We start from the raw sequence: 26,592 nt of genomic DNA, 5'->3' as shown, positions 1-26,592 counted from the left end.
TATCCAATAGAAAGTAAAATAGAGCATGTAGTCATCATTTTTGTTAAGGGGCGGTTCCGTATGATCATCGTAACAACTGAAAATATTGCCAATCATAAAATTACAGAAGTGATAGGTCCAGTATTTGGCTTAACTGTAAGAGCAAGAGGAATCGGTAAAGATATCGTTGCTTCTTTAAAGGGACTAGTAGGCGGGGAAATCAGTCAATATACGGAAATGCTCGAAGATGCCAGAAAGCAAGCAATCGACCGGATGGTAAAAAACGCTTCCGCTATGGGTGCATCTGCAATCATTATGATGCGCTTTGACTCTGGAGAAATCGGCCAGAATATGAGTGAAATTGTTGCTTATGGAACAGCTGTTATCGCAGAAAAGGTATGATTAATGAAATGGATTATTGGCTATTACGGAATTCAACTCATTATTCTAATCATTTTAATCATTGGATCTTGGTTCTTCTGGGACCGCCGCTTCAAGGCAAAGAATGGGCAGCAAGTGCCTAAAGGCTTCGTCCGAACAAATGAGGTATCATTTGATCCAACAACAAATAAAAAATTAGTCGTTTATTATAACCAGGAAACGGGAGAGCGCTTTTATAAAGAAGAATAATGCACCATCATTATAGTAAAAAGGAGCCAGTTTAATTTTTAACAAAACAGGCTCCTTTCGTTTTATTTTTCCAAACGTTTTTTGCTTGGTAAGGCAAGCAAGCCTTCTATCCGTTGCTTCGAGACAGGTTCATCTGGATCTATATTTTGATGGGTAATTTTAATTGCTTCCTCATAATTTGAAGCGTGATAAATACCTGTTCCGATTACAACTGCATCGGCACCTGCCTGAACAAATTCTGAACAATTATCCGGTTTCATCCCACCATCTATTACGATGAAAAGATTAGGGTTTATTTCTTTAGCTCGTTCTCTAATTTCAATAATACGCTGAACTGTTTCGGAAGATGGCTTTTGACCGCCATATCCAACCGTAACAGACATGATAGTCAATGCATCTATCGATTGGAGTACGTCATCCGATATTTTGTCAAGGGGTGTTTCTTTAAGAATCGCGATACCTGCCCGTAAACCCCTAGAGTGGATAGACTCAATAATTGAAAGCGGGTCATTCGCTGCCTCTATATGAAAAACCACCTGGTCTGCTCCAGCATCACAATACAATTCAACATGGTTCTCTGGATTACTAACCATTAAATGTACTTCAATAGGTACATTTGTTAAATTCCTAATAAAAGAAACATCATTTGGCCCAAATGTTGTTCTGGGAACAAATTTTCCATCCATAATATCAATACTAAAACCATCTACTCCTGCACGGTCCACGTCACGTATTTCATCTGATAATTTCGACCAATCTGCATCAAGAATGGACGCAAGTACAATTGCCATATATTTACACCTTCCTGTATATAGGTTAACAACTTCAAGCGTATCTTAGAAATCTGGTATATTCAATATTTCCCTTTTGAGAGTTACAGGCAAATATACCCGCTAATTGTACTTTACTGATTATAAGGTAGTCAAATTTCCCGGATTTTAAATTATTCAGAGGCCTATAAAAACCACCTAACACAAATTTATGGAAGAACGGGGACATGGCTCTTCCCCACATATGGCCAATCATGCAATTGTTGCCGGTTCTTATTTGTGACAGCGGTGCAAACGAATATTAGCCGCCGTTTAAATCCCTTTGATATGGATGTCATCACCATTGGTTCATTTGACGGAAAAGGAACCTTTAATGTGATTAAAGATCGTGTGGAGCTTGAACGTGTTATCCGATACATGACAGGAGACACAAAAGAATGGATTGAAAACCTTTATAAAATTGACAATCTATTATGTTTTTTAGCATTTAAACAAGGTTTGAAAAAACTGGAAAAAATAGTAAATGAAAATAAATAGGAATATTTAATAATTCTATAAGTTTAACTAATTTATTGTTAGGGATGGATAATTTTTGATTAAAAAAATATTGTATCTCCCCATACAAGTAACAGCCATTTTGGCTGGTTTCGTCTTTTTGATGAATATCCCTTTATTTCTCCAATTTAATGCGAAAGAAAAAAGAATAGATATGGATGTTAGCTTATATTGGGAGTACTCCAAAAGTAATCTAAGCTGGTTTCTTCATATCAAAGACGAAGTTCCATTTATCTTTGAATATTTAAATGCATCAACCATTGATAAATATTATTATACAATGAGCATCTTATCACTTGCCCTCCTATTTGCAGTCATTGTGGGGCTAGTTGTTTCAACCGCCATCATGATGCTGCCCACATCCGCCCGACAAAGATTAAAAGGTTTTATCGATTTCACGACGAGTGCACCTGAACTATTAATCATCTTCTTGTTACAATATTTAGTCATCTATCTATATAAAACTTACGATATTAAACTGTTTCAGTTATATGACGGACTGAGTACACAGCCCTATTTTTTACCTGCTTTCGTATCGTCCTTTCTCCCCGCCCTTTTCTTAATCCAGTTTTTATTAAAAGAATTTTCGAATGAAGAGTTAAAGGATTATGTAGTATTTGCAAGAGCAAAAGGCCTGTCACGGAGAGCTATTTATTTAAAACACATCCTTCGTAACATTATTCCTTTATTACTCATTCATTTAAAAGTAATTATCTGGTACATTCTTACGAATATTATTGTAGTAGAATACCTATTTAACATTGATGGGTATATTGGAGTTGTAAAATCTTTCTTTGCAAAGCGGATTGTCCCATATGTTATCAGTCTTCTGCTTTTTGCGGTTCCTATTATTCTATCGAATTTACTTTCGTGGTTTGTAACCATGAGAATGAATAGAAAGGAACATAACAGTATATGAGGATATTAAACTACAAAAAGACCATATTTGGCTTGTTTATCCTGAGTTTTATCTTAATTCTAAGCTTTCTCTATCCCCTATATGGTCCGGCGGATTTTAACAAAACACGAATTCTTCATGATGATAATGGAGTTATGAGCGTCATCCCGCCTTTCCCGCCTTCATCACGTTTTATTCTTGGTACCGACCGGAACGGAGCAGATATCCTTTTAATGATGATTTATGGTGCGAAATATACACTCCTTATTGCCTTTGGCATCACCATACTGAGAGTTTTTATTGGTGGTCTGTTCGGGATTATTTTTTCATTTTGGCTTAAGCTACTTTTGCCAATTGTAAAGGATTTGTTTGTTGTATTTCGGATCATTCCGCATATTATTATCACATTATTGCTTATTACAGCTACTTCAACTACCTATGTAAAAGATGGTACAGTGTTCATAATTGTTTATCAGATGATCATTTTGGTTATTGTGGGTGTCCCTTCTGTCCTAATTAGTACATCAGATATCATCCAAGAACTAAAAGGAAAGTCCTTTATTCAAAGTTCCTATTTGATGGGGGCAAGTCATTTTCATATTATAAAAAGACATCTGAAGCCTTTTATGACCTCCTATGGTTTGCTCATATTTGTTCAACAATTACTCAATACGTTGGTGTTGATTATGTTCCTCGGTACCTTCAATATTTATTTGGGTGGTATCTCACAGAAGAAATTGTCGGTACAGATCAATCAGGGAGCTTGGGGCTAGGTGCTCACAATGTTCCAAGTCAAGTGAGTTCACTTACAAAGGAATGGTCTGGACTAATTGGTCAAAACTACCGAGAATTCTACCGGGTTCCATGGATTGTCTTAGATCCACTATTTGCATACTTTTTTTTAATATTCCTTATTAATATGATGAAAAAAGAACTTGAGGCAGTAATGGAAGGCAACTCCAAAAACCTGCAGTCTAAGAAAGTACAGAAAAATAAAACTCAAGGCGACAATACTGTCTCACCCCTTTCTCCGGATTTTACTTTGCAAAATAAAACAGAATTGGAAAATTGACAAAACAAGGGTGTTCAATCCTATAATAATTTTTCTTAGGATTAACACCTTTTACCACTTATTTACTTTTAGAAAGAAGAACCTCATTTACTTATCGAACGGATGCACCACCAACTATTATACCGGCAGTCCCTTGTTAATTATTGATTAATAGCCATATAGTCTTATTTTTCAAACAGGTCAAAATATATATTGAATAAAATAAAATAAAAGATTAGATTTAGAATATAAAAATTATGTTAACGTTAACAAAAAAATGTTAACGTTAACATTTTCTAGAAAGGATGTGTAATCAGACACCCGCTTCACTTTTGATAGCAACTTATTAAATAAACTATTAGCTTTTTTATTTAAAAATGAAAACGTTGTTTTTGGGTTAATGCAGACCAAAGTCAGGAATTTTACTATCTAAAACTGTAAGCATTTTCATCTAAACTCAGGAGGTAATTTATGAGACTAAGAAAAAAAGCATTATCAACAGTAGCACTAAGTCTAGCTCTAAGTTGTTCCGCAATCGCGCCATATGCAGTGTTTGCTGCACCGCCAACGAGTGATGCACAAGTTTCATTGGACAAATCAGCGCCAACATCACCTCTTAATCTTAATGCATATGCGACAACCTATAAATCTGTAAGTCTTATCTGGGATAAGTCTTCTGACAATACTGGGATAGCAGCTTATGATGTCTATGTAAATGGTAAATTGGCGGGAAGTTCAACACCAAATGAATACGGTGTTGCCATGACAAACCTTACCGTAACTGACTTAAAACCAAATACAATGTATAGCTTCAAAGTTGTTGCAAGAGATGCTGCAGGTAATCATTCAAACAAAAGCGCTCATGTTAATGTAAGAACTGATGTGTTAGGTAAAGTATTCAATGTTAAAGATTTTGGAGCAAAAGGTGACGGTTTAACCAAAGATACCGCTGCCATTCAAGCAGCCATTGATGCAGCTTCCGCTAGTCCAGACAGTCTTGTCGTACTTCCGGCAGGTACATATTATTCTGCTCCTCTAAATTTAAAAAGCAATATGACATTCGAGATTCAAAAAGATGCAACACTTCTTGGAAGCCGTGACGTTTCTGACTATCCAGTTATTGAAGACCGTTGGGAAGGTACTACATTCCACTCTTATCAAAGCTTGATTGCATCCCAAGGTGCTAAAAATCTAAAAGTCATCGGTGAAGGGACAATCGATGGAAATGCTGGACCAATTAAAGCAATGCCTTCGAACGGAGTCGATGAATTCGGTTATCCTTATAAAAAAGTAAACCTTGCCGGGACATATGACTATAACAATGGAAAATATGACCCGAACACAGATGCTAGCACAACAGTATACTTTAATATGGGATTATGGTGGGATAATCCAAAAGCTACCAATCCAGCAACTCAAACTGCCCGCCCTAGATTGATTCAATTCAAGGATTCAGAAAATGTACTTCTCCAAGGCCTAAACATTACCAATTCACCATCTTGGACAATCCAGCCTTTATACAGTAACAATGTGGTGATTGATAGTGTATACGTAAATAATCCAGCTGTCCCAGTTGATGCACCAAACACAGATGGTGTCGACCCAGATTCAGTTGATGGGTTAAAGATTTTTGGTTCGACATTTAATGTTGGTGATGATGCGATCGCGATTAAATCCGGTAAGGATGCTGAAGGCCGCCAAATTGGCAGACCAAGCCAAAACATTGAAATCCGAAATAACATTATGAAACATGGACATGGCGGCGTTACAATCGGCAGCGAAATGTCCGGTGACGTTAGAAACGTTGTTGCCAGGGATGATATATTTGACGGCACCAATGTTGGTATTCGTATGAAAACCCTTCGCGGCCGCGGCGGTACTATTGAAAATCTTACATTTGACAACATCATAATGAAAGATATTCAAGGCGATGCATTCAATATTAACTCAAATTACACCTCAAATGGTGTTCCACTTCCATACACTGGTGTAGTTGATGAAACAACGCCTCACATTAAAAATATTACGATTCAAAATATAACATGTGAAGGTGCCCAAGAAGCTTCCTTCTTCCAAGGACTATATGAAAGCCCTGTTGATGGTCTAACATTAAAGAACATCACTGTGCATGCTGATAAACCGTTGTATTTCCAATACGTCAAGAATATTACCATGGAAAATGTCAACATTAATGACGGTGATATGTTCCAGCCTGGTAGCATATATCAAAATCTCAAAGTTGATGGCAAGACTCTTCCAGATACTGAATGGAAGTAGCACAATAAAGAGTTATATAAAAAACAGCATTAGTAGAAATTACTGATGCTGTTTTTTTATGTTATTCGGAATATAAACACTGCCGCTATTCCAGGCAATTTAAGTGGCGGCTAATGTACACCTTCATTACTTTGTCCTCAGCCCTTTCAATTTAGTATAATTAATCTTGCGAAATTAATGATGGAGAAGCCATCTAGCGTGAAGAGGAATACACTCCTGTGTTATTGCGTCCCTAACGTCTTACAAAAATGAAACTTTGTACAGCTTTACCCATTAATTACTGTTTGATAATGAGCTCACCTAGTGCTTGGAATGTTGAAAATCTTTCTCAAAAAATATAGAAAGTGAAAAAGGAGAAATTGTGATGTCTGAGGCATATCAAGTGATAAGTTTCGTTGAAAATCAAAATATAAAAATTGAGGTTTTGGAGTATCAACAATTAGGCGGGAATGATAATTTTTCTGTTGCTGAAAAATTATTTTTTGCGCAAAAATCCAACATTAAATTAAGACAAGTAAGGATCACACTTAAAAACAGCTCCCTTACAGCTGAATCCGGTGCCCTGCAGTTTATGAAAGGGAATATTTCATTAAAAAGTTTAGGAGGAACTAATGCTAAAGGTTTCTTAAGAGGAATAGCCTCCAGTGTTTTAGCCAATGAATCCATGATTAAACCACAATACCAAGGTAGTGGAATTATTTATTTAGAACCAAGTTTTAAACACTTTATGATTGTTGAACTTAATAACGAAGAAATCATTGCGGATAAGGGACTTTTTTATTGCTGTGAATCGACTGTTTCTATTTCTGTTCAACCAGTGAAAAATATTTCTTCTGCCATTGCTGGGGGTGAAGGATTATTTCAAACAAAAGTATCTGGAAGCGGATATTGTGTATTTGAAATTCCTGTTCCAGAAGATGAACTTGTAGAGTTTGAACTCCAAAATGAAATGGTTCAAGTAGATGGGAATTTCACACTTTTCCGACTTGGAAATATTGACTTTACCGTTGAGAAATCATCAAAAAGCATTTTCGGTTCTGTTGCATCGGGCGAAGGTCTGCTTCAAACATTTAGAGGTACTGGGAAAGTCTTTATTGCACCAACGTTACCTGTTTATGAAAAGTTAGGATATATGTTAAACCCAGTGCCGTCGTCAAAATAAAAAGGATCTCAGGCTATGGAGGCAGTCCCCCGTAGTAATAAGCTTGTAAGAAAATTGGAAAGGTACCTGCCACATATGCGTAAATGCAATTTGGTCAGGTACCTTTTTATTTTTAAAAAAACTCACATCGCATCTACTTTAAAAACTAACTTCTGCTCTCGAATACTATGACCGGCTCAACCGTCCCAGGGAAGTCTTCTATATTTAATAACTTTTAAACAAAACTAGTAAAAAAGTCTCTATTTACAATAGATAGTCAACTATTATATTATTAGTAAAATGGTAAGTTGATTAACAAAAATATTAATATACTAATTTGCCATCCATGTATTAACATTTGTTACTTTGTGCCTTTTAGGAGGGATACAACAAAAAATAACGAGATTCGGTTATTTTCAGCAAAAGCAGTTCATTCCAAATCCCTTTTCGAAATAAAAATGTAAGGGTTTACTCCTCTGATAACTCATCTTAAGTTGTTTATAGTTAAAGTTATAAAACGAATAATGACGTTTACAAGTTCTGCTTTAATAAAGGAGAGAAGTGTCAAATGAAAATGCAATTAGCAAAAATCGGAGCGATATCCGCTTTAACAGTTGGGCTTATATTGCCAACTACTGTTCCAAGTAATGCAGCAACACCGCCAAGTGACAAAAATAACAAACCAAATCTGCCTCATCAAGGACCAACACCTACATTTTCAAATGCTTCGGTACATGATCCGTCTGTCATCCAAGCGAAAGATGGCAGCTATTATGCTTTTGGATCTCATCTCGCCGCTGCAAAGTCAACCGATTTAATGAACTGGACTCAATTTGACAACGGTTACGACACACCAAACAATATAATATTTGGGGATCTGGCTCAAAACCTTGCAGGTTCATTTGCATGGGCGGGAAACCATGATGGCGATAATCCTAATGGTTATTCTGTCTGGGCGCTGGATCCGTTTTGGAATAAAGATTACGTCAATTCAGATGGCTCCAAAGGTGCCTATTTGATGTACTACTGCACATCCTCTACATATAAACGATCAGCAATTGGGTATGCCGTATCGAAAACGATCGATGGGCCATACACATATGTTGATACGATTGTGTATTCCGGTTTTACAAAGATGAGTAATTATGATAATGGCGCCAATGGATTAAGTAAGAATCCGACAAGCTATAGCAAAATCAACACCCAATATACGAATACCAATATTAAGCAACTGATGGATAACGGTACCTTATCCGGTCCAAGTGATTATTGGTTTAATAGCAATGGCAGTTTTAATACAAGCAATGTTCCAAATGCCATCGATCCTACCGTATTCCCTGATAAGGATGGCAACCTTTGGATGACTTACGGTTCCTGGTCCGGCGGGCTATATATTCTCCCAATCGATAAAACAACCGGTAAGGCCATTTATCCGGGGAAAGATGAGACAACTGCTGATGGGAACTATATTGATCGATATTTTGGAATAAAAATCTCAGGCGGTTATGGTAAATCAGGTGAGGGCCCATTCATTAATTACGATAAGGATACAGACTATTACTACTTATATGAATCACTCGGCGGTTTAGCTGCAAATGGCGGTTACAATATGAGAGTGTTCCGCTCCAAAAATCCAGATGGACCATATCTTGATCCATCTGGAAAAAATGCAGTTTTTCCAAACAGCTCAGTCAATAATTCAGATTATGGTGAAAAATTAATGGGGAACTTCCTATTTGACCGCAAACCAGGAGACCCTGGAACAGGGCTCGGGGAAGGGTATGTTTCACCAGGAGGAAATTCTGTCTTATATGACAATAAAACAGGTAAGAAGTTTGTGGTTATGCATGCCCGCTTCCCAGGTCAAGGCGAGTACCATGCAGTACGTGTTCAGCAAATCTTCATGAACGAAGATGGCTGGCCTGTAATTTCACCATATCGTTATGCAGGGGAAACGATTGCAAAAGTAAATAGAGAAGACCTTGTGGGAGATTATAAATTCATTAACCATGGCAAAGCAACAACTGCAGATATTACGAAACCCGTCGACATTCATTTAAATCAAGACGGAACGGTTTCAGGTGCTGTGACAGGGACTTGGGAGAAAGCAGGCCATTACCAAGCTGAAATTACGATTGACGGCAATACGTATGATGGTGTATTCGTCCGTGATTGGGATCCAGTTTCTCAAGCCTATGTCATGACCTTTACAGCGGTATCAAGTGAAGGTGTTACGATTTGGGGAAGTAAGTATACCGATATGCCAGATGCTCAAGTTGTCGATGCGGTATATAATGACTTACGTATTGACAATGCAGACCAAGTAAACTCTAACTTGGCATTGCCGGCTGAAGGAACACATGAGGCAGCCATTACATGGCAATCTTCTGATCCAAGCCTTGTTTCCAATACGGGTGAAGTGAATCGTCCAGACGGTACGAATACTGTATCCGCAACATTGACTGCAACCATTACAAAAGGTGGCATCACGAAAACAAAATCATTTACGGTTACTATTGTTCCTTATGTACCAGCAAAGTTAGTGGCACATTATGCCCTTAATGGTGATTTGACGGAAAGTGCAAATGCTTTTAGTGCCGGTTCTGTTACTGGGGATAAGCTAGATAATCCAGCAGGCGGTTCGATTACTTATGATACTCAAGGCAAAGATGGTCAGGCAGCGATATTTAATGGTACTTCGGGTATTAAATTACCAAATGGTTTAATCAATAGCAATTCGTATTCTGTTTCCCTTTGGGTCAAACCAAGCCAGTTAACAACCTATACAACAACCTTCTTTGGAGCAGCGAATCCTAATAGCTGGGTTAGCTTGGTTCCAAAAGGGCCTCTAAACGGAAGTGCACAGGTTTGGTCAGGAGATGCTTGGTATGATGCTGCTACAGGTGTCAATTTACCATTAAATCAGTGGACAAACCTAATCTTCACGGCTGATAATGGGACAGCTATTGTCTATGTAAATGGTGAGAAGAAGTTCACTGGAAGCAATTTCCCGAACATTTTTTCAAACAAAAATGCAAGCTTTGGTTTAGGCGTTAACTATTGGGATACACCATTCAAAGGTGAAATGGATGACCTTCGCGTTTATTCTGGTGCACTCACTCCGAACCAATTAGCTCAGTTATCTAATTAATTTGTCAATATAATCTGTAAAGCCGATATCCAATTGATATCGGCTTTCGTTTATCTTAAAGTAACATTTTCTTACTTAAGAATAATTACTTAAATACAAATATACACACTTCCTTAAACAATTAAAATCTCTCTTAATAATTGAACATTTCGACGTTACTTATGGTACGGTCACCGTAACCAATCAAAATGAGGTAAGCCTAACATATTGCTCTTTTAACTTGGATTGTAAGGTCTATTTCCATCTCTCCAATTTATGAAGGTTTTTTACAAACATTCCTGCCAAAAACTTCGGAAACCCCATTTCAATGCACTTATCTTTAACAAATTGTGTCATTTCATCTACAGAAATGTCCTTTTGTGTGAATTCTCCTTCTTGATAACAATGCTAACAGTACATTAAACTTTTATCTAAATTCTTTTCCGTACCACGATCTCCATTTTCTTTAATGGCATACCACAGCTTTGGCATTTTTTATATTCTTTCATACTATCACCTCATATTGTGCTTCAATTAAGCTTCTACTATCTTGAAGTCAATGGTAGAGTTCCGTTCTCCGTTCAGTGATGTAGTGAAATACAGAGGTTGATTTTTGTATCTCCTCGATCGATAAATCAACGATTTTGACAGACTCTAGATCTTCTTCGATTTCTGTAACTACTTGACCATCCGGCCCAATAACGGCACTTTGTCCATGATACGTAAATTTTTCATTCCTGCCGATGCGATTGCAATATACAACAAAGCACTGATTTTCAAGCGCTCTTGCACGGATCAACAGTCTATGAATATATTCATAGGGTGCCATATTAGCAGAGGTTACAAGTAGTACTTCTACACCTTGTAATGCCAATGCCCTTGCTGGTTCAGGAAATTCAACATCATAGCAGGTTAGAAGACCGATTGAAATCCCACCTAAACTCATTTTCACTAACTCATTGCCTTGACTAAATAGTTGATTTTCTTCTGTAAAAAGATGTGTCTTTCTATAATAAGCCAGCGCCTCACCCTCTTTATCCATAAGACAAGATGTAATATACATCTCCTCTTCGGATACATATTCTGGGAAGGAGTAAAGTACTGCGACCGGATAGATTTTCACCATATCCTGGATTCGTTTAAAACTTCCAGATTCACGGCGTTCCGCCAATATTTTCATTTGTTCCAGCGAGACCGACCCGCTCAAGTTCAACTCCGGTAAAATCAAGATATCTGCCGATCCGTCAGAAGCTTTTTTAAGTGCCATCTCCACTTTTTTTAGATTCTCATTTTTATTTCCGTCAATGACTGAAAGTTGAGCCAGTGCAATTCTTAGCTTTTTCTCCATTTAAGTACGACCTCCTGCTACTAATAAAGGAATGGCCCCAAATCTTAAATGACTTTAGAACCACTATCCTTTAATTGCTACTAAAAATCTAAACGGTTACATCACTTTTTCGATTTTTTCAAAATGCAATTCCGGCGGCTGTTTTTTAAACATTTTCGTGAGCAAAAGCAAGTAGATAAAACCACATATTGCCCACACTCCACCTAAAATCATTGCGTGTGTATCTAAGTTCACTAATAGCCAAAAGTCAAAAATAACACCGATTGCTGGAAATAATAAATAAATGATATGATCTTTTCCTGATCTTTTTCCAGCTTTAATATAATAGTGAGCAATAACGGAAACATTGACTAACGTGAATGCTACGAACGCCCCGAAGTTAATAAAAGAAGTGGACGTGGATACATTAAGTCTAAGTGCGAGCAAACCTATAATCGCAACCGTTAGAATGTTGAATACAGGAGTTTTGAATTTAGGATGTAGATAACCAAAGATTTTCTTTGGTAGTACAGAATCACGGCCCATCGCATATAACAATCTCGATGCACTCGCTTGTGCCGAAATTCCAGAGGCAAACTGCGCGATGATAATCCCAGCAAGGAAAATCGAGCTAAACAAATTGCCGCCTATTTGCTTGGCAATTTCAAACCCAGCAGAGTCTACGCGTTCAAAATCATTAAAACCAGGGTGGGCCAAGTGAGTGAAATAGGTAGAAACTACGAAAATAGCACCACCAATGACAGTAGTAAGGATGATTGCTTTTGGAATAGTTTTTTCAGGTTGATTGGTTTCTTCTGTAAGAGTTGAAATCGCATCAAAGCCAAGAAATGAATAACAGGCAATCGAAGCCCCCGCAAATATGAATGATAAGGATCCACCTTCATCAAAGAATGGAGAAATAGAAAACAGTGTCGCTTCTCCCATTCCACCTAAAATACTTTTAATACTGAAAATAATAAAAAGAGCAATCACTAAAAATTGAAAAATCATCATGATGGAATTTACTTTAGTACTCAATTTTATTCCTAATATATTAATGCATGTTGTTACTAATATAAATGATACTATCCAAAGCCAAATAGGTACCGCTGGAAAAGCTGCATGTAAATAGGCACTTCCAATCAGCCAAATGGCCATCGGAATAAACACGTAGTCTAAAAGGGTTGCCCAACCTACCATAAACCCTAGATGTGAATTAAGAGACCTTCGCGTGTACGTATAGGCAGACCCGGCAACAGGAAAGGCTTTAACCATTTGAGTATAGCTGAAGGCTGTAAAAAACATGGCAATTAAGGCAACAAGATAAGCACTCGCCTCAAGACCATGAGTTACTTGGGCAACCGTCCCATAAATTCCAAATACAATCATCGGAGCTAAATAGGCAAGTCCAAAAAGGACCAAGTGCGGTAAGGTTAAGGTTCGTTCCAGAGAGACTTCGTGATTTTTCATTTATATCCTCCTTTGACACCGTAGAATAATGGATAATTAGATCAATCTTGTTATTTGATTGAATGTTTAAGCCATAAGTTTGTTTAACGATCAATAATACTTCCTCTTAGATACATCTGATAATTTTTTATAATTAAAATAATCAGAATGTTTTTGTTAAAAATTTTTCTGCCTTGCTTCAAGCACACCCCTTCTGCCCTCCTTATCTTAACGTTTCTTGCTACAAATTCCCCCAATATCCCCATTTAAAAATTCGAATAAAATAGGGTTAATATTAGGAATGCAATTATCGTGCCAATTATTTTCTCAGAAGATTCTTTTAATTATTCAGGCTCGTTCAAAAAAAAAAAGAAGATCTCATTCATTTTTGAATAACGATTATTCAAAAATGAATGAGCATACCCTTAACACTCAGTTGATTAAATCCATGCTATGTATGTCTATAAATAAATCTATACATGAACACCCCGATGATTATTTCTTTAGTTTCATACAGAGTCTGCTAATGGTAGGTTGGCTTACTTCTAATACTTCTGCTACTTTCGTAAGTGTTTTGTATTTCAAAAGAGCTAATTGAATAAGTTGTTTTTCTGTTTCTAGGACAGCATGCTGTAAAGGGATGATCGAATGAACCTCGACTACATTTTGGTTCTTCTTGCGGTTCTCTAAAATTTTTACAAGATCATTAGCCGTTATCATTTGATTAGAGGCAGTGACTATAGCTCTTTCTGTTATATTTTGTAATTGTCTTATATTCCCCGGCCACTTATAGGCCTTTAACATTTCCATCGCATCTTCCGAAAAGTGCCTTTTAGTAGAAAATCGGTCATTATAATACTCTACAAAATGATGAACTAAAGATTCAATATCTTCCATTCTCTCACGCAATGGCGGAACCACTAACGGAATAACATGAATCCGGTAAAATAAATCCTCACGAAACGCTGCTTCATTTACCATTTCTTCTAAGTTTTTATTAGTTGCTGCAATAATGCGGATATTAATCGGTATGACCTTCGTTCCAGCAATTTTCATAATCTCGCGTTCTTGAATGGCTCTTAAGAGTTTAACTTGTAAATTTAAAGGTAATTCACCAATTTCATCAAGAAAAAGGGTCCCTTCATTAGCCAATTCAAACAAACCTTTTTTTCCATGATTGAGAGCGCCAGTAAAGGCACCTCTTTCATAACCAAACAGTTCACTCTCCAATAAATTTTCTGGAATCGAACCACAATTGATTCGAATAAAGGGCTTTTCCGCACGTGGACTCAACTGATGAATGGAGTGGGCAATTAATTCTTTCCCTACTCCTGATTCTCCATAGATTGTTACTGTCGATTCAACCTGAGCAACACGCTCAACTTCAAACATTAACTCTTTCATTTGTTCAGATTGGTAGATAATCCTCTTATCTTTTCCTTGATGAACCCTTCTCAATATATCAACCTCTTTACGGTATTGCTCCTTCAGTGTTTTTGCTTCCTCCAGCTCTTTCTCTAATCGGGTTACTTGTGTAATATCACGAGAAGCAATAACAATTCGTTCTAAATCTTTATTTCGATTAAAGATCGGATTGCCGACAGCTAAGATTTTTCTTCCGAATCGGTTATGCTGAACAACGGATATTTTCTTATTTTCTTCTATTACTTTTCGAGTAACGGATGGCTTGAACCAGCCTTTTACTTCAAGGTCTAAAATATTTTGTCCTATGACAGTCTGAGGGTCCACCCCCCATAAATTATGGGTACTTCGGTTCGAAACTCTAAGAATTTTACCGAGTGGATCTACCACTAGTACCTCATCATAAACGGAGTCAACAATGGCTTCTAAATCCGTCGTTAGCTCCATCAAATCCTGAGAATAAGCCTGCTTTAAAGAATAGATTTCCAATGATTTTCCATTTGCCCAACCCAACAGTTGATTATCCTCATCAACAATAAGGACATAGGGACAGTCATGACTAGAAATAGAAAGAAGTTCATTATATTTTACGATAATAAAATCTGTTTCAAATACCAACTTTTGATCTAGCGTAGTGATTTGCATTAAAAGGTTATGACTATCATAGATACCAATAATTTTCTTGTCGTTAGTGATAACCAGCAGTTTTGCGTTACATTGAATCATAATATCTAAGGCTTGCTTTACGGTTGCTGCTTCATTTATTAAGACAAATTCTTTATTATAATCCAATTTGGTTACTTCCTTTCCAGCGGCAGAAATCATAATGTTCCCAATAATTTATAATCTCATGATAACACGGTTTCATTGGAAAAGTGGCACTAAGAGGGTGAGGATGAGAAATGTGTAATAAGGAGGGAAAGGATGAGGCGAAAAGTGACTGGTACTGTTCACCATATACAGAATGTTGTAAAACACCACTTAATTTTTAAATAAAAATGGTCATACAATTAGTATAAAGGATGTTAATCAAACAAATTTTTTTTAAAAAGACGACTTTCATAGAGAAATGTTAGAAAAACAGCAAACTGGATTAGCACATTATTTACTTGTTGTTGCAGGAGATCTATAAAAATAATTTCTGGGACCATAATATGGCCCTAGAAATCTCCAAGAAAAAATGATATCAAAAAACCTCATTTACTTATGATACGGATCACCGTAACAGATTTTAATTGAGGTTCTTCCTTGTGTTTTTTCTTTTCTTGAGATTTCCAATTCAATAAATCCTTACTTGTTTCACGTGAAACTTCTCAACTTACTCTATAGCAACCAAAAAATTATTGAAGAATCTCCACTCAAGCCATTTTCCGTAAATATCCCACTGGCAATGGAGTCTTAAAAGCAAATTGGGTGAATCGAACTAAATTTTCGATTCACCCAACTAATATGTTTTAGGTTATTAATATAAGATATCAATGAATTTCTGAAAGACTGAAAAATATAAGTGCCTCATTTGTTTCCTTCGAACTATTAATGGATCAAAATTGGACCAACTAATTCTTTTGGATTTTCGCCTAATGCCAACTTGCTAATGTTGACATAGGTTACTTGTTTATACTTTTTTAGAACCTGTTTTAATTCAGAGAACTTTTCGTCTGTTTTTAATTTCTCGATTTCACGATGGTAGACGGACATTACGTAGTCATCCAGGGACTTAGGGTAGAAATCACTTGTGTTTTCATCCATAATGACTGTGCCCATATACTGATATCCACAGTGCAATTGACGTGTTAGTTTTACGATATTGATAAATTTTTTATAAATAGAAGGTTTTGTTGCATGTAAGTTTTCGATAGCAAGTTGTGCATTTTTCAATTCAGTGTAATTTGATTGTCTGATCATACTATCTTCCCCTTTGTTTCACTATTAATCCCATGGTTTATCTAGTGTAAGTCTGGCCACAAGTTCTTTATTTTTTGTTCTTTTTAACTTACGGATTTCTTCGCGCTCTTTTCCCGTTTCATAAAGAAATTTTTCTTCCTCTGTTTCTGGAATGACTCCAGGCACTTCCAACGGTCTTTTATTTTCATCTAGAGGGACAAAAGTAAAAAATGCAGTAGCAGCAATTCTTCGTTCCCCAGTTTCAAGATCCTCTGCAATCACTTTACAGAAAATTTCCATTGATTTTGTACCTGTATAGCTGACAAATGACTCGATACAAACTGAATCACTTCGTCGGATTGGTTTAATGAAATTAACGGAGTCTGTCGATGCAGTAACACATTCCTTTACCCGTGAATGCCTACGGGCGGAAAGAGTCGCGCAAGCATCCATCTTCTTCATCAGAACTCCACCAAATAATGTAGAATAATTGTTCAAATCGTTGATGAGCACTTGATCGGTTTGAACAACACGTGTGTTTTTAATTTTCTTTGCTTCCATTTATTTTCTCCCTATATATATAAAATGTTTTTGAAGCGTTCGCTTCTCATACATCACATAGGTGATTATAATATAACCACAGTGGAAAGGTACAATGCCAATAATATATGGAATTCATAACAAAACTGTATGAAAGCGTTTTTGGCCTGAACATTAAAAGACAAGTAAACCGTTCCAATATGAGGTGTACAAAAAAATTACTTATTGCACTATTTAACACTCTTTCGTACAGGATATAACAGGTACATTCTTTGTTTTATTACATCATATTCCAATTTAATTCTAGGTCCAGCACTAGAATTCATAAGAAAAACATGAAGAATAGAAAATTAACTGATCCTCATTTGTTCATTACTTCAGGAAATATCTAACTGGTTTAATTGAGATAACATCTCCCAACACTAAGAAAAGCGGAAGGTAAGTATGAAGATATTGCTTAATAGGGTGATAAAATGGAAGCGAAAAAAATTAGTGAAACGCGTGTAATTCATACCGATCAGGTGTTACTTAATGATTTGAATAATTATGATACATTATTTGGCGGGGTTCTTATGAAGAAGATGGATGCATGCGCGACACTTTCGGCTCGCCGGCATTCACGAGTAAAACAATGTGTTACGGCATCGACAGACTCCGTTAATTTTCTTCACCCCATTCGTCAAAGCGATTCGGTTAGTATCGAATCATTTGTTTGCTATACCGGTAGAAGGTCGATGGAGATTTTCTGCAAAATAGTTGCTGAAGATCTTGAAACAGGGGAACGCAAAATTGCCGCTACAGCTTTCTTTACTTTCGTCCCTCTAGATGAAAATAAAAGACCTTTGGAAGTACCAGAAGTTATTCCAGAAACAGACGAAGAAAAATATCTTTACGAAACTGGAAAAGAACGCGAAAAAATCCGCAGACTCAAAAGAGAGCAAAATAAAGAACTCGTATCCAGACTGTCACCGAAAAAAACATGTACTTAGGGGGTTGAAACATGTTAGTCTCAGCAAATTATGAAGATTTGATTGACGCAAAAATGGCCATTGAACACTTAGGTGAAACAAAACCATCTATTTATCATATGTTCTTAAATATCATTGAACTAACTCGTAAACTTAATTTTGGATACCAATATATGGGAGCATTACTCATGGATGAAGACCCAGGCGAATTTACGCCATCAGGACAAGATGATTATGTTTTGTCCGTCTATCAAGAGGAAATCGAAAAGTTAAAAAAGGACGAAAAATTTTCTGAACTAAAACAGTTGCTAAAAGAGTATGAACAAGTGAGTTATGCTAATATCAGCAAGTTAGCATTGGGAAACCCGCCAAGGGAACTAGCCGGTCCAACTGTGATTCATTAATAAAACGAGGCTGTGAGGAAATTCCCCCCAGCCTCGTTTTGTTTGTAGACACGGCATAAAAATCCATTGCTGAAATCTTCTATCATAGATTATGAATCACGGTAAGGATACTTCCGACAGCTTCACTTTTGCAAACCGGATAAATTCTTTCTCAACCTGTGACATGTATGCATCCGTTTTCCAGATCAATGCTAAACTCCATCGGATTGTCGGGTTGGTTATTGAGATTGTTTGAATATCATGTGTTAATTGCATACATATACTCTCAGGCAGCAAGGTAATACCCAGATTAGAAGCAACCATTTCTTGGATAAAATCTAATTGTGATGTTTCCGAAATAATGGTCGGTTGAAAACCAACTCCTCTGCATGCAGCAATAACCAGACTCCTTAATTCAAAATCTCGGTTAAACATAATAAAATTTTCTTCTTTCAGCTCTTGCAATGACACTTCCTGTTTGCCAATAAAACGGTGGGAGGCGGGTACAACCAGTTTTAGTTTCTCATTAATAAACGTATAATAGTCAATACTTTCATTTTTGTCAGGGAGAAAGACAATACCAAAATCAAGTAAACCATTGACAATCTTCTCTTCAATCGGCTTTGATCCGTCCTCTTCCAATTGGAACGTAACTTCTGGATATTCTTGATGAAAAGAAGCAAGAAGTTTTGAGAAAAAAGTAGAATTGGTAACTGTAGGGAGCCCGATACGGATGTGTCCTTTTTTTAGCATTAACATCTTATCCATTTCCTCATCCAATTGCTGCAGCTGTTCTTCAATTTTTAATGCATGTTTTTTTAGGACACGTCCTGCATCGGTTAAGATCAACTTTTTCCTTGTTCGAACAAAAAGCTTTGTGCCAAGTTCGTCTTCCAATGATTTGATGGTTCTGCTGAGGGCAGGCTGCGTAATGAAAAGATTTTCTGCTGCACTAGTAAAACTACCAGTACGCGTAACTTCAATAAAAAATTGCAACTGTTTAATTTCCAATTATCATCAAACACCTTATATTTCTTTTTCAAAGATAGACTAGTTTACCACAAATTTTTCTTTAAAGACACGCACTTGTGTCATACCCAAAAGGGAAACATATTAACCTTAAGCTTACTCATATGCTGGCTGGCTTTTAATTAATTAATTTATACTAAAACCTCATTTACTTATGATACGGTTCATTCCGATTAATTCTAAACGCCCGATAAATCTGTTCTACTAGAATCAGCCTCATTAATTGATGGGGGAAAGTCATCCGTGAAAAAGACAGCTGCTCATTTGAACGTTTGATTACCTCGTCACTTAATCCCAGCGAACCACCGATCACTAAAGCAACCTTGCTTTTTCCATAGGTAGCTAATTGATCTAAGGTTTTCGCCAGTTCCTCAGACGATTGCAGTTTCCCTTGGATCGCTAATGCGATGACATATGTATCCTGGCTAATCTTAGCTAAAATTCGTTCTCCTTCTTTTTGCTTCACCTGCAGCATTTCAAGCTCACTTAATTCCTCAGGGGCCTTTTCATCGGCCACCTCTACCATTTCAACTTTTGCATAAGCAGTCAATCTTTTTAAATACTCATCGATTCCCTGCCGTAAATATTTTTCTTTTAATTTACCAACTGTAATGATGGAGATATTCACAATCCACAACCCTTTTAATTTAATTACAAACAGCTTACAAACAAGATATCCACAGAAGTTATCCACATATTCACATTTTTTATCCACATCTTGTATGGAATCATTTGTTCGCCACCATATATACAGCTTGTTTTTCGCAATATTCACAACCTGCGCCTGAATTATCCACAGGTAATTGTGATAAAACTGGATATGTTTGATATTTATCCACAATATCATCTAAGGCAATCTCAACATGCTCCTCACAACTATAAATCATATTTCGTCCTCGCTTTCACACACAATATCGTTATCAGTATTTTTACCGTTCTCACCGCTATCATACTTTTTAACCTCACTTATCATACCACACAAACAAAAACGGGAAAGTGAATGGCTCACTTTCCCGAAATAGCTGTTTACTCAAGTTTTTCACCTGACAACGTTAAAGTAGTTTCCTTTAACTTTCCTGCACGGTAATACTTAACCTTTAATTTCTCACCAATTTTCTTTTTCTGATATAAATGCTTACGCAGATCGATGACATCATTAATTTTCTCTCCATCCATGTCAACAATCACATCCAGCTCTTTTAGACCTGCCTCGGAAGCTGGTGACTTTGGCATTACCTGGCGAAGTGCGACACCATAATTGACATCGCGCGGTAATTTTAAGGTTCCCTCTTGATAGTACGCCGGAATTTCACTCACTGACTTTAAATCCACACCCATATATGGGCGTTTTACAACTCCAAACTGTTCTAGGTCATCAATAATAGGTTTAGCTGAATTAATCGGAATAGAGAGACCAATCCCCTCAACTGCCTCTTGGGAAATTTTCATTGAATTAATCCCGATGACTTGTCCCGCCATATTGATTAACGCGCCGCCGCTATTACCTGGGTTAATCGCAGCATCCGTTTGTAGTACCTCAGACTGCCAATCAACCACACCATCCTGGTTGATATCAACAGGAATAGTCCGTTTTAGACCAGAAATAATTCCTAGGGTTACTGAACCAGAAAATGTCGCTCCAAGTGGGTTTCCGATGGCAATTACCGGTTCTCCCATCTTCAGACTATCAGAATTTCCGAATTCCGCTACTTTTTTAATCTTACTTGCATCAATTTCAAGAACGGCCAGGTCTGTCCATATATCACTGCCAAGCAGCTTAGCAGGGATCTTTGTTCCGTTATCCAGGCTTACTTCTAGGCTGGTAGCACCCTCTACAACATGGTGGTTTGTTACGACATAGGCTTTATTGCCTGCCTTTTTATAGATAACTCCAGACCCAGTCCCCGCCGCCTCTTCGGATGAATCGCCATTATCTGACCAAAAACTTGATGATTGAATGTTATTAATACCAACGACTGCTTCACCTGTTTTTTCAACTGCTTTTGTCGTGTTTGTATTCACATCATACGAAACCTTTTCAACGACATTTTTCTGGTTGTTAGTAGTAGAAGTATCCGCTGCTTGATTTTGATCTGTTGCTAGTTTATAGGGCAATACTCCCTGCTTTGATAAAGTTGGGATGGCAAGGATCACTAGGATTGCCCCAATTATCGCCCCAGCCAGGCCTGCCAGAAACACACCGCCTCTTTTACTTCTCTGCTCCCGGTAGCGTCCCTGTGTATGATCGTCATAATAGCCCATTTACACCATTCCCTTCTTCGAAAAGTGCTATTTATTATTTTGTATATACCACTTATAATTATAATCATTCTTCCTAAAATTACTAAGCCATTTGTTGTTTTTACTTTATTTAAACTAATAAAAAAATAGAGACCTTTATGGCCTCTATTCGATCATTATACCGCTGTTACTATCGTTGGGATTTTCGGATCAGTATCATAAAGGTCAAACTGTTCACCAACCATTAAACCACGGCTTTCTAATGTTTGTGCTACCGCCATTTTCGCCAGATCCTTCATATTATTATCCATGCTCAAATGGGCGAGATAGACCCGTTTCGTCCGGTCCCCTACCACTTCACTCATGGCTAGGGCCGCATCTTCATTGGAAACATGTCCAACATCACTTAAGATCCGGCGTTTAATATTCCAAGGATATCTGCCCATCCGCAGCATTTGAACATCATGATTCGATTCAAAGATGTACACATCGGCATTCGAGATGGTCCCTTTCATCCGGTCACTAACATAGCCAGTATCCGTAATCAGCACTAGTTTTTTGCCTGACTGATGAAACACATAAAACATTGGCTCTGCTGCATCATGGGACACACCAAAAGACTCAATATCGGTAGAACCAAAGCTTTTTACGGTTTCCATATTAAAAACGAATTTTTGTTCTGTTGGAATCGCACCTACCGAACTTTCCATGGCCCGCCATGTTTTTTCATTTGCATACACAGGCAAATGATATTTACGGGCAAGGACACCAATTCCCTTAATATGGTCGCTGTGCTCATGTGTGACAAAGATGCCCGAAAGCTTGCTGATATCACGATCAATCTGTCCAAAAAGGGACTCCATCTGTTTTCCGCTGAAGCCGGCATCAACTAGAAAGGAATGTTCATCAGACTCTACAAACAAGGCGTTCCCGGTACTGCCGCTTGCTAGGATACTATATCGTAACGACATACTTTTTCACTCCACTTTACTATTTTCCTCACTATTAAACTCAATAATCTGCCCTTCAAACGCATTGACAAACAGGCTCTCCTTATCATTGACCACAAAGTGCCAAGTGGGGGCTAATACCTGTGATGCAGCCAGCTGGATAAGCGTCGAATAGCCAAGCTCAATCTTAGTAATTTTACTTTTTGGTTTTAAGGCGCCTTTTTGATGCAAGGTCTCAATTGCCTTTAACGGCGGAAGGACTCCTTCTTTAGCCGTCAGCTTTTCAATTTCCTCTAAATAGGTTTGCTGATAGGAGGTAATCTGGTTTTCCTCATTCACATTAAATGTAATCATCCCATTAATATTTTCATAAAATGGATAATTATCGTATTGTTGAAAATAGGTGATGGTATGTTTCTTATCATCCTTCTTCCAAAACTGATAATGCTCACCGTATAGAATACCTGCTTTTATAAACGAGGCAAGATCTGCGGGTTCAAATTTAGAACTCAGTTGAATCGGTTTATCAAGCATGACAGAGAGAGTAGAAGTCGGTTCTGTTGATAAAGCTTTCTGTCCTTTTAATTTTGCCATATCCCCTTTTGTAAATGTCTTAGGCTTAGCGCTTAAATATTGGTCTTTAATCGGCGCCTTCGGAAGCTCCACGTACGCGATCTCATCTGCCTTCAATTTATCTTCAAAAGAAGTTGGGGTTATCACTTCGTAATTATTAGCATCACGCATCTTCATAAATTGAAATAAGAGATACACGTCTAATATTAAAAAAGTAATGATAAAAATCGTTTTAATTTTACTCCAATCCATCTGCAGAACCTCCTCCTAGGCCACTCAGTGTGATCTGACCCCAAGATTTGTTATACCGATAAAACCAGGCAGGTTCTAAGATAATCAGTTTATTCTCATCCGTACTTCTTATCATTTGATAGCCAAGGACTAGGTCTTCGAGAAGCTCCGGCTTAAAGTTCTTATTACTTTGTAAAATAGCTAAGATTTCATGTCCTGATGGCGGCGTAACAGTTTGCATTTCTGTTATTAATGGAAGATCTAAGGTAATATTCGGACGGACATATTTATTAATCTGGTCACGTCCCCATTCCTCAGTAATTTCTGATAATCCATAATCATTAAAGATAGGATAGCCATCCGTACTATACAAGCGAAAAGTAACCGAGCGTTTAGATTCACTTTTAGAAACATAACGAAACGAATCTGTCCAGCCTCCATGTTCATTGACAAAATCAATACTTCTTTTGACCAAATCGTAGGAGCTATCTACAAAGCTGTCTTCTGGTATCGGATTAATGTACTGCAAAATGTTACTATCATAGTTAACTGTCATTTTACTTGAGTCATTCGTAAATTCCTCACCATGAGGAATAGAGCTTCTTTGAACAAAACTTGGATCGTCAAAAAGCGCATCTTTAAATTCATCAGAATTAAGCATCTCAAGCAAATACTTATAGGTAGTCATTTTTACTTTAGCCTCTGGCAGATAAAGAGTACGTTTATCAGATGGCTTATAGGCAAAAAACTTTGGATAATGAGTGGCATTTTTATAGTAATCTCGATTAAACTCATTTAAATTTGCGGGCGATATATGACTTAAATAAATTTGTCCCGTTTCAGTAGAGGCAAAATAAACACTGCCATTCCCTTTATCCAAATCATTAACATTAATAATAATACGATTAAAATTGAAGGGAGGAATTTTCTTCCCTTCAATATTTAAAACACTAAGATATAACTCAATCGGAACATCACTAGGAAAAATGAGTTCAGCATTGCCGCTGCCATGGATAAAACTATCCACATTCCCAACCTTTTCGGTATAGTTTTTCACATCAGAAATGGTCCAGCTGCTTATTTCTTTCATTAACTTTTCCAATTCATCAGGGTTACTAGTCCCGTAGTGCTGCCCTTTAACATGAAATAAAACCTGATCAGGCCTTACTATTTTTGTCACATCTTGTTTTTTATCTACGGTTACCTCTGCCACCGTTTTACTTTTTTCCATCTTGTCATAGTTGGGCTGGTATGTCCAAAGATTCCAAGTGAGCAGTAGACTTACCAACACTAAAACGGTTAAAATTCCGGATTTAATATTTTCATATCTCATGACCATTCATCCTCTTCAGAACGTTCATATGGCAGGGAAAAGGATATCTTTGTCCCTTTGCCTTCCTCGCTTGTTGCCCAAATCGATCCGCCATGAGCCTTGACCATTTCCTGAGCAATCGCAAGCCCCAAACCTGTACCGCCCAATTTGCGGGTTCTCGCTTTATCCACCCGGTAAAAACGATCAAAGATTTTCCCAATATTCTCTTTTGGAATTCCTACCCCTTGGTCCGATACACTAACAATAATCTTATCTTCTTTTTCTTTTATCGAAAAAGTAACCTGTCCGCCTTCAGGAGAATACTTTAAGGCATTTGAGATTATATTGTATAAGACTTGGGTCATTTTATCCTCATCTACTTCCACAAAGATCGCCTGCTTCGGAAGCTTACGTTTAAATGTTACGTTCTGTTCCTTAGACATTTCAAATCGATCAATAATATTGTTATAGAAGTCGACAAAGTTTACCCATTCCTTTTTGAGCTTGTAATCAGTGCTATCCATTTTTGATAATTGTAGCAGGTCATTGACAAGACGAATCATTCTTTCCGTCTCAGTCCGCGTCACTTCTAAGAAATTAGGGGCAATTTCTGCGTCTTGCCATGCACCATCTGCAAGTGCCTCTAAATAGCTGCGCATCGTAGTGAGAGGTGTTCTTAATTCATGTGAAACATTAGCCACGAATTCTCTTCTTTCAGCGTCAATCTTTTCTTGGTCCGTGATATCATGTAAAACGGCAATCAAACCATTAACAAAACCTGTCTCCTTTTGGATAATAGAAAAATTAGCTCTTAGTATATAGCGTTCTGCTTTTGTACTATAGTCTAAAATTAATGAATCATTTTCTTCCAGAAGGTCTTCAAAAGTGTTGGTATCATCCAAGTCCAATAATTCAACAATTGGTTGAGATAAAACTGTTTCACGTGAAACATTCAGCATTTCTGCTGCAGGATCATTAATTAAAATGACACGTCCTTTGCGGTCAGTAGCAATAACTCCATCTGTCATATACGACAGGACGGAGGATAGCTTTCTACGTTCCCCTTCCGTCATGGCTTGGGCTTCCTGCAATTTTTTCGTCAAGTGGTTAAAGGTAACTGCGAGCGTTCCAATTTCATCTTGACCATACACTTTTACCTTCCGAGAGAAGTTTCCTTTGGCCATAGCGAGCGCTTGTTTTTTCATATCTGCTATTGGACGGGTAATCGTTTGGGCTAACAAAATCCCCAAAACAGCTGTTATCGATAAGGCAATCGCTGTACCTGTAGCAAAAATATTATTAATGGTTTTCATTTGCTCAAACACATTTTCAATTTTTGCGACAAGGTAAATAGCCCCAATTACCTTTTTGCCAGATTTAATAGGCGTTGAGAGGACCCAGATTCGATGTCCGGTTTTCTGTTCAATCTTGATAGAGCTTTGATCTTCTTCCAAAACCATTGATTGTTTTACCTGAAGGACAGTCGTCCTTTGACCTACAAGTCCCTGGTTACTGGATTGAGAGGTACCAAGTATCTTTAAGGACCGATTTTCAATCACTTGGACCTCTGTAATATCACTATCACCTGCATCAAAGTCCTTAAGAACTTTTTTCAAATCTTCCTCAAGTGTTGGGTCTTCTGCCTTTCTTTCTTTTTGCATTTCCTCGACCACATTATAAGCTAGTAGATCAACCCGCTGTTGAATCGAAGTTTGAAAGTTTGTCCGCAATGTTTGTTCAAGTTGTTTAACAAAGTAAACACCGATAATTTGCATTGCAACTAAGATAAGAAGGACATAGATAAGAACAAACTTTACATGTATCGAGCGAAAGAAACCAACCTTTTTCATTA

25 protein-coding genes and 1 pseudogene are annotated in these 26,592 nt (G+C 37.3%); 11 read left to right on the top strand and 15 right to left on the bottom strand.

Annotated features, from left to right (window positions below; all coding sequences use genetic code 11):
• Window positions 1-60: 60 nt before the first annotated feature.
• Window positions 61-381: a YbjQ family protein gene (locus tag ACZ9EE_RS16320; protein ID WP_476032981.1), complete on the top strand. Its 321-nt coding sequence runs from the start codon at window positions 61-63 to the stop codon at window positions 379-381.
• 3 nt (window positions 382-384) lie between these two features.
• On the top strand, window positions 385-609 hold the full coding sequence (locus ACZ9EE_RS16315; RefSeq protein ID WP_476028593.1) for a hypothetical protein: 225 nt from the start codon (window positions 385-387) through the stop codon (window positions 607-609).
• A gap of 62 nt (window positions 610-671) precedes the next feature.
• Here the strand turns inward: ACZ9EE_RS16315 and ACZ9EE_RS16310 are convergent, their stop codons facing one another.
• The gene (locus ACZ9EE_RS16310; RefSeq protein WP_476028591.1) at window positions 672-1,400 is read right to left on the bottom strand and encodes a ribulose-phosphate 3-epimerase; all 729 of its coding nucleotides are present in this window, start codon (window positions 1,398-1,400) and stop codon (window positions 672-674) included.
• A gap of 184 nt (window positions 1,401-1,584) precedes the next feature.
• Between ACZ9EE_RS16310 and ACZ9EE_RS16305 the strand changes: the two are divergent.
• From ACZ9EE_RS16305 to ACZ9EE_RS16275, 7 genes and pseudogenes are all read left to right on the top strand, one after another.
• Window positions 1,585-1,838: pseudogene (locus ACZ9EE_RS16305) on the top strand (amidohydrolase); the annotation flags it as partial.
• Between the two features lie 133 nt (window positions 1,839-1,971).
• Complete coding sequence (locus tag ACZ9EE_RS16300; RefSeq protein WP_476028589.1) at window positions 1,972-2,853, top strand: ABC transporter permease subunit; 882 nt, start codon at window positions 1,972-1,974, stop codon at window positions 2,851-2,853.
• A 32-nt stretch (window positions 2,854-2,885) separates the two neighbouring features.
• Entirely contained in the window at window positions 2,886-3,605 is a 720-nt protein-coding gene (locus ACZ9EE_RS16295) for a hypothetical protein (RefSeq protein WP_476028587.1), read from the top strand.
• Window positions 3,596-3,904, top strand: coding sequence for a hypothetical protein (locus ACZ9EE_RS16290; protein WP_476028585.1), 309 nt, complete (start codon window positions 3,596-3,598; stop codon window positions 3,902-3,904). The genes ACZ9EE_RS16295 and ACZ9EE_RS16290 overlap by 10 nt, the downstream gene beginning before the upstream one ends.
• Window positions 3,905-4,354: 450 nt before the next feature.
• The gene (locus tag ACZ9EE_RS16285; protein WP_476028583.1) at window positions 4,355-6,160 is read left to right on the top strand and encodes a glycosyl hydrolase family 28 protein; all 1,806 of its coding nucleotides are present in this window, start codon (window positions 4,355-4,357) and stop codon (window positions 6,158-6,160) included.
• 364 nt (window positions 6,161-6,524) lie between these two features.
• Window positions 6,525-7,322, top strand: coding sequence for an AIM24 family protein (locus tag ACZ9EE_RS16280; RefSeq protein ID WP_476028581.1), 798 nt, complete (start codon window positions 6,525-6,527; stop codon window positions 7,320-7,322).
• Window positions 7,323-7,869: 547 nt separating this feature from the next.
• On the top strand, window positions 7,870-10,452 hold the full coding sequence (locus ACZ9EE_RS16275; protein ID WP_476028579.1) for a lipocalin-like domain-containing protein: 2,583 nt from the start codon (window positions 7,870-7,872) through the stop codon (window positions 10,450-10,452).
• A 234-nt stretch (window positions 10,453-10,686) separates the two neighbouring features.
• Here the strand turns inward: ACZ9EE_RS16275 and ACZ9EE_RS16270 are convergent, their stop codons facing one another.
• The 6 genes from ACZ9EE_RS16270 to ACZ9EE_RS16245 all read right to left on the bottom strand — a co-directional run bounded on the left by ACZ9EE_RS16270 (window position 10,687) and on the right by ACZ9EE_RS16245 (window position 17,074).
• Window positions 10,687-10,788: a hypothetical protein gene (locus ACZ9EE_RS16270; RefSeq protein WP_476028577.1), complete on the bottom strand. Its 102-nt coding sequence runs from the start codon at window positions 10,786-10,788 to the stop codon at window positions 10,687-10,689.
• Between the two features lie 199 nt (window positions 10,789-10,987).
• A complete protein-coding gene (locus ACZ9EE_RS16265) occupies window positions 10,988-11,779 on the bottom strand; it encodes a carbon-nitrogen hydrolase family protein (RefSeq protein ID WP_476028575.1) in 792 nt (263 codons plus the stop codon).
• Between the two features lie 96 nt (window positions 11,780-11,875).
• A complete protein-coding gene (locus ACZ9EE_RS16260; protein ID WP_476028573.1) occupies window positions 11,876-13,228 on the bottom strand; it encodes an APC family permease in 1,353 nt (450 codons plus the stop codon).
• Window positions 13,229-13,702: 474 nt separating this feature from the next.
• Window positions 13,703-15,421, bottom strand: a complete 1,719-nt coding sequence (locus ACZ9EE_RS16255) for a sigma 54-interacting transcriptional regulator (protein WP_476028571.1) — start codon at window positions 15,419-15,421, stop codon at window positions 13,703-13,705.
• Window positions 15,422-16,162: 741 nt separating this feature from the next.
• Entirely contained in the window at window positions 16,163-16,534 is a 372-nt protein-coding gene (locus tag ACZ9EE_RS16250) for a hypothetical protein (protein WP_476028569.1), read from the bottom strand.
• Between the two features lie 24 nt (window positions 16,535-16,558).
• Window positions 16,559-17,074: an acyl-CoA thioesterase gene (locus ACZ9EE_RS16245; protein WP_476028567.1), complete on the bottom strand. Its 516-nt coding sequence runs from the start codon at window positions 17,072-17,074 to the stop codon at window positions 16,559-16,561.
• A gap of 452 nt (window positions 17,075-17,526) precedes the next feature.
• Between ACZ9EE_RS16245 and ACZ9EE_RS16240 the strand changes: the two genes are divergently transcribed.
• Window positions 17,527-18,042 (top strand): acyl-CoA thioesterase, encoded by a 516-nt coding sequence (locus tag ACZ9EE_RS16240; RefSeq protein WP_144566153.1) that lies wholly within the window; start codon window positions 17,527-17,529, stop codon window positions 18,040-18,042.
• An 11-nt stretch (window positions 18,043-18,053) separates the two neighbouring features.
• Complete coding sequence (locus ACZ9EE_RS16235) at window positions 18,054-18,425, top strand: hypothetical protein (protein WP_476028565.1); 372 nt, start codon at window positions 18,054-18,056, stop codon at window positions 18,423-18,425.
• Between the two features lie 96 nt (window positions 18,426-18,521).
• Here the strand turns inward: ACZ9EE_RS16235 and ACZ9EE_RS16230 are convergent, their stop codons facing one another.
• The 8 genes from ACZ9EE_RS16230 to walK all read right to left on the bottom strand — a co-directional run bounded on the left by ACZ9EE_RS16230 (window position 18,522) and on the right by walK (window position 26,590).
• Window positions 18,522-19,415, bottom strand: coding sequence for a LysR family transcriptional regulator (locus ACZ9EE_RS16230; RefSeq protein WP_476028563.1), 894 nt, complete (start codon window positions 19,413-19,415; stop codon window positions 18,522-18,524).
• Window positions 19,416-19,581: 166 nt separating this feature from the next.
• Window positions 19,582-20,061 (bottom strand): 23S rRNA (pseudouridine(1915)-N(3))-methyltransferase RlmH, encoded by a 480-nt coding sequence (gene rlmH / locus ACZ9EE_RS16225; RefSeq protein WP_476032980.1) that lies wholly within the window; start codon window positions 20,059-20,061, stop codon window positions 19,582-19,584.
• A gap of 100 nt (window positions 20,062-20,161) precedes the next feature.
• The gene (locus ACZ9EE_RS16220; RefSeq protein ID WP_476028561.1) at window positions 20,162-20,320 is read right to left on the bottom strand and encodes a CxxH/CxxC protein; all 159 of its coding nucleotides are present in this window, start codon (window positions 20,318-20,320) and stop codon (window positions 20,162-20,164) included.
• 139 nt (window positions 20,321-20,459) lie between these two features.
• Entirely contained in the window at window positions 20,460-21,695 is a 1,236-nt protein-coding gene (locus ACZ9EE_RS16215) for a S1C family serine protease (RefSeq protein WP_476028559.1), read from the bottom strand.
• A 155-nt stretch (window positions 21,696-21,850) separates the two neighbouring features.
• The gene (locus ACZ9EE_RS16210) at window positions 21,851-22,645 is read right to left on the bottom strand and encodes an MBL fold metallo-hydrolase (RefSeq protein WP_476028557.1); all 795 of its coding nucleotides are present in this window, start codon (window positions 22,643-22,645) and stop codon (window positions 21,851-21,853) included.
• Window positions 22,646-22,651: 6 nt separating this feature from the next.
• Window positions 22,652-23,449 carry a two-component system regulatory protein YycI gene (locus tag ACZ9EE_RS16205; protein ID WP_476028555.1) on the bottom strand — a complete coding sequence of 266 codons (798 nt, stop codon included), beginning with the start codon at window positions 23,447-23,449 and terminating at the stop codon, window positions 22,652-22,654.
• Complete coding sequence (locus ACZ9EE_RS16200) at window positions 23,436-24,761, bottom strand: YycH family regulatory protein (protein WP_476028553.1); 1,326 nt, start codon at window positions 24,759-24,761, stop codon at window positions 23,436-23,438. Before ACZ9EE_RS16200 ends, ACZ9EE_RS16205 begins: the two co-directional genes overlap by 14 nt.
• A complete protein-coding gene (walK, locus tag ACZ9EE_RS16195) occupies window positions 24,758-26,590 on the bottom strand; it encodes a cell wall metabolism sensor histidine kinase WalK (RefSeq protein ID WP_476028551.1) in 1,833 nt (610 codons plus the stop codon). Before walK ends, ACZ9EE_RS16200 begins: the two co-directional genes overlap by 4 nt.
• Window positions 26,591-26,592: the final 2 nt, after the last annotated feature.

The sequence above is a fragment of the Bacillus sp. URHA0034 genome (assembly GCF_056280405.1).
Note: the sequence above shows the minus strand (reverse complement) of the source record. Positions and strands in the feature narration are given on the sequence as shown.

Excerpts from the sequence above, each read along its gene's own strand:
- ACZ9EE_RS16320 (WP_476032981.1), top strand. The coding sequence starts at position 61 with ATGATCATCGTAACAACTGAAAATATTGCCAATCATAAAATTACAGAA.
- ACZ9EE_RS16315 (WP_476028593.1), top strand. The coding sequence starts at position 385 with ATGAAATGGATTATTGGCTATTACGGAATTCAACTCATTATTCTAATC.
- ACZ9EE_RS16310 (WP_476028591.1), bottom strand. The coding sequence starts at position 1,400 with ATGGCAATTGTACTTGCGTCCATTCTTGATGCAGATTGGTCGAAATTA.
- ACZ9EE_RS16285 (WP_476028583.1), top strand. The coding sequence starts at position 4,355 with ATGAGACTAAGAAAAAAAGCATTATCAACAGTAGCACTAAGTCTAGCT.
- ACZ9EE_RS16280 (WP_476028581.1), top strand. The coding sequence starts at position 6,525 with ATGTCTGAGGCATATCAAGTGATAAGTTTCGTTGAAAATCAAAATATA.
- ACZ9EE_RS16275 (WP_476028579.1), top strand. The coding sequence starts at position 7,870 with ATGAAAATGCAATTAGCAAAAATCGGAGCGATATCCGCTTTAACAGTT.
- ACZ9EE_RS16270 (WP_476028577.1), bottom strand. The coding sequence starts at position 10,788 with ATGACACAATTTGTTAAAGATAAGTGCATTGAAATGGGGTTTCCGAAG.
- ACZ9EE_RS16265 (WP_476028575.1), bottom strand. The coding sequence starts at position 11,779 with ATGGAGAAAAAGCTAAGAATTGCACTGGCTCAACTTTCAGTCATTGAC.
- ACZ9EE_RS16260 (WP_476028573.1), bottom strand. The coding sequence starts at position 13,228 with ATGAAAAATCACGAAGTCTCTCTGGAACGAACCTTAACCTTACCGCAC.
- ACZ9EE_RS16250 (WP_476028569.1), bottom strand. The coding sequence starts at position 16,534 with ATGATCAGACAATCAAATTACACTGAATTGAAAAATGCACAACTTGCT.
- ACZ9EE_RS16245 (WP_476028567.1), bottom strand. The coding sequence starts at position 17,074 with ATGGAAGCAAAGAAAATTAAAAACACACGTGTTGTTCAAACCGATCAA.
- ACZ9EE_RS16240 (WP_144566153.1), top strand. The coding sequence starts at position 17,527 with ATGGAAGCGAAAAAAATTAGTGAAACGCGTGTAATTCATACCGATCAG.
- ACZ9EE_RS16235 (WP_476028565.1), top strand. The coding sequence starts at position 18,054 with ATGTTAGTCTCAGCAAATTATGAAGATTTGATTGACGCAAAAATGGCC.
- ACZ9EE_RS16220 (WP_476028561.1), bottom strand. The coding sequence starts at position 20,320 with ATGATTTATAGTTGTGAGGAGCATGTTGAGATTGCCTTAGATGATATT.
- ACZ9EE_RS16215 (WP_476028559.1), bottom strand. The coding sequence starts at position 21,695 with ATGGGCTATTATGACGATCATACACAGGGACGCTACCGGGAGCAGAGA.
- ACZ9EE_RS16210 (WP_476028557.1), bottom strand. The coding sequence starts at position 22,645 with ATGTCGTTACGATATAGTATCCTAGCAAGCGGCAGTACCGGGAACGCC.
- ACZ9EE_RS16205 (WP_476028555.1), bottom strand. The coding sequence starts at position 23,449 with ATGGATTGGAGTAAAATTAAAACGATTTTTATCATTACTTTTTTAATA.
- ACZ9EE_RS16200 (WP_476028553.1), bottom strand. The coding sequence starts at position 24,761 with ATGAGATATGAAAATATTAAATCCGGAATTTTAACCGTTTTAGTGTTG.
- walK (WP_476028551.1), bottom strand. The coding sequence starts at position 26,590 with ATGAAAAAGGTTGGTTTCTTTCGCTCGATACATGTAAAGTTTGTTCTT.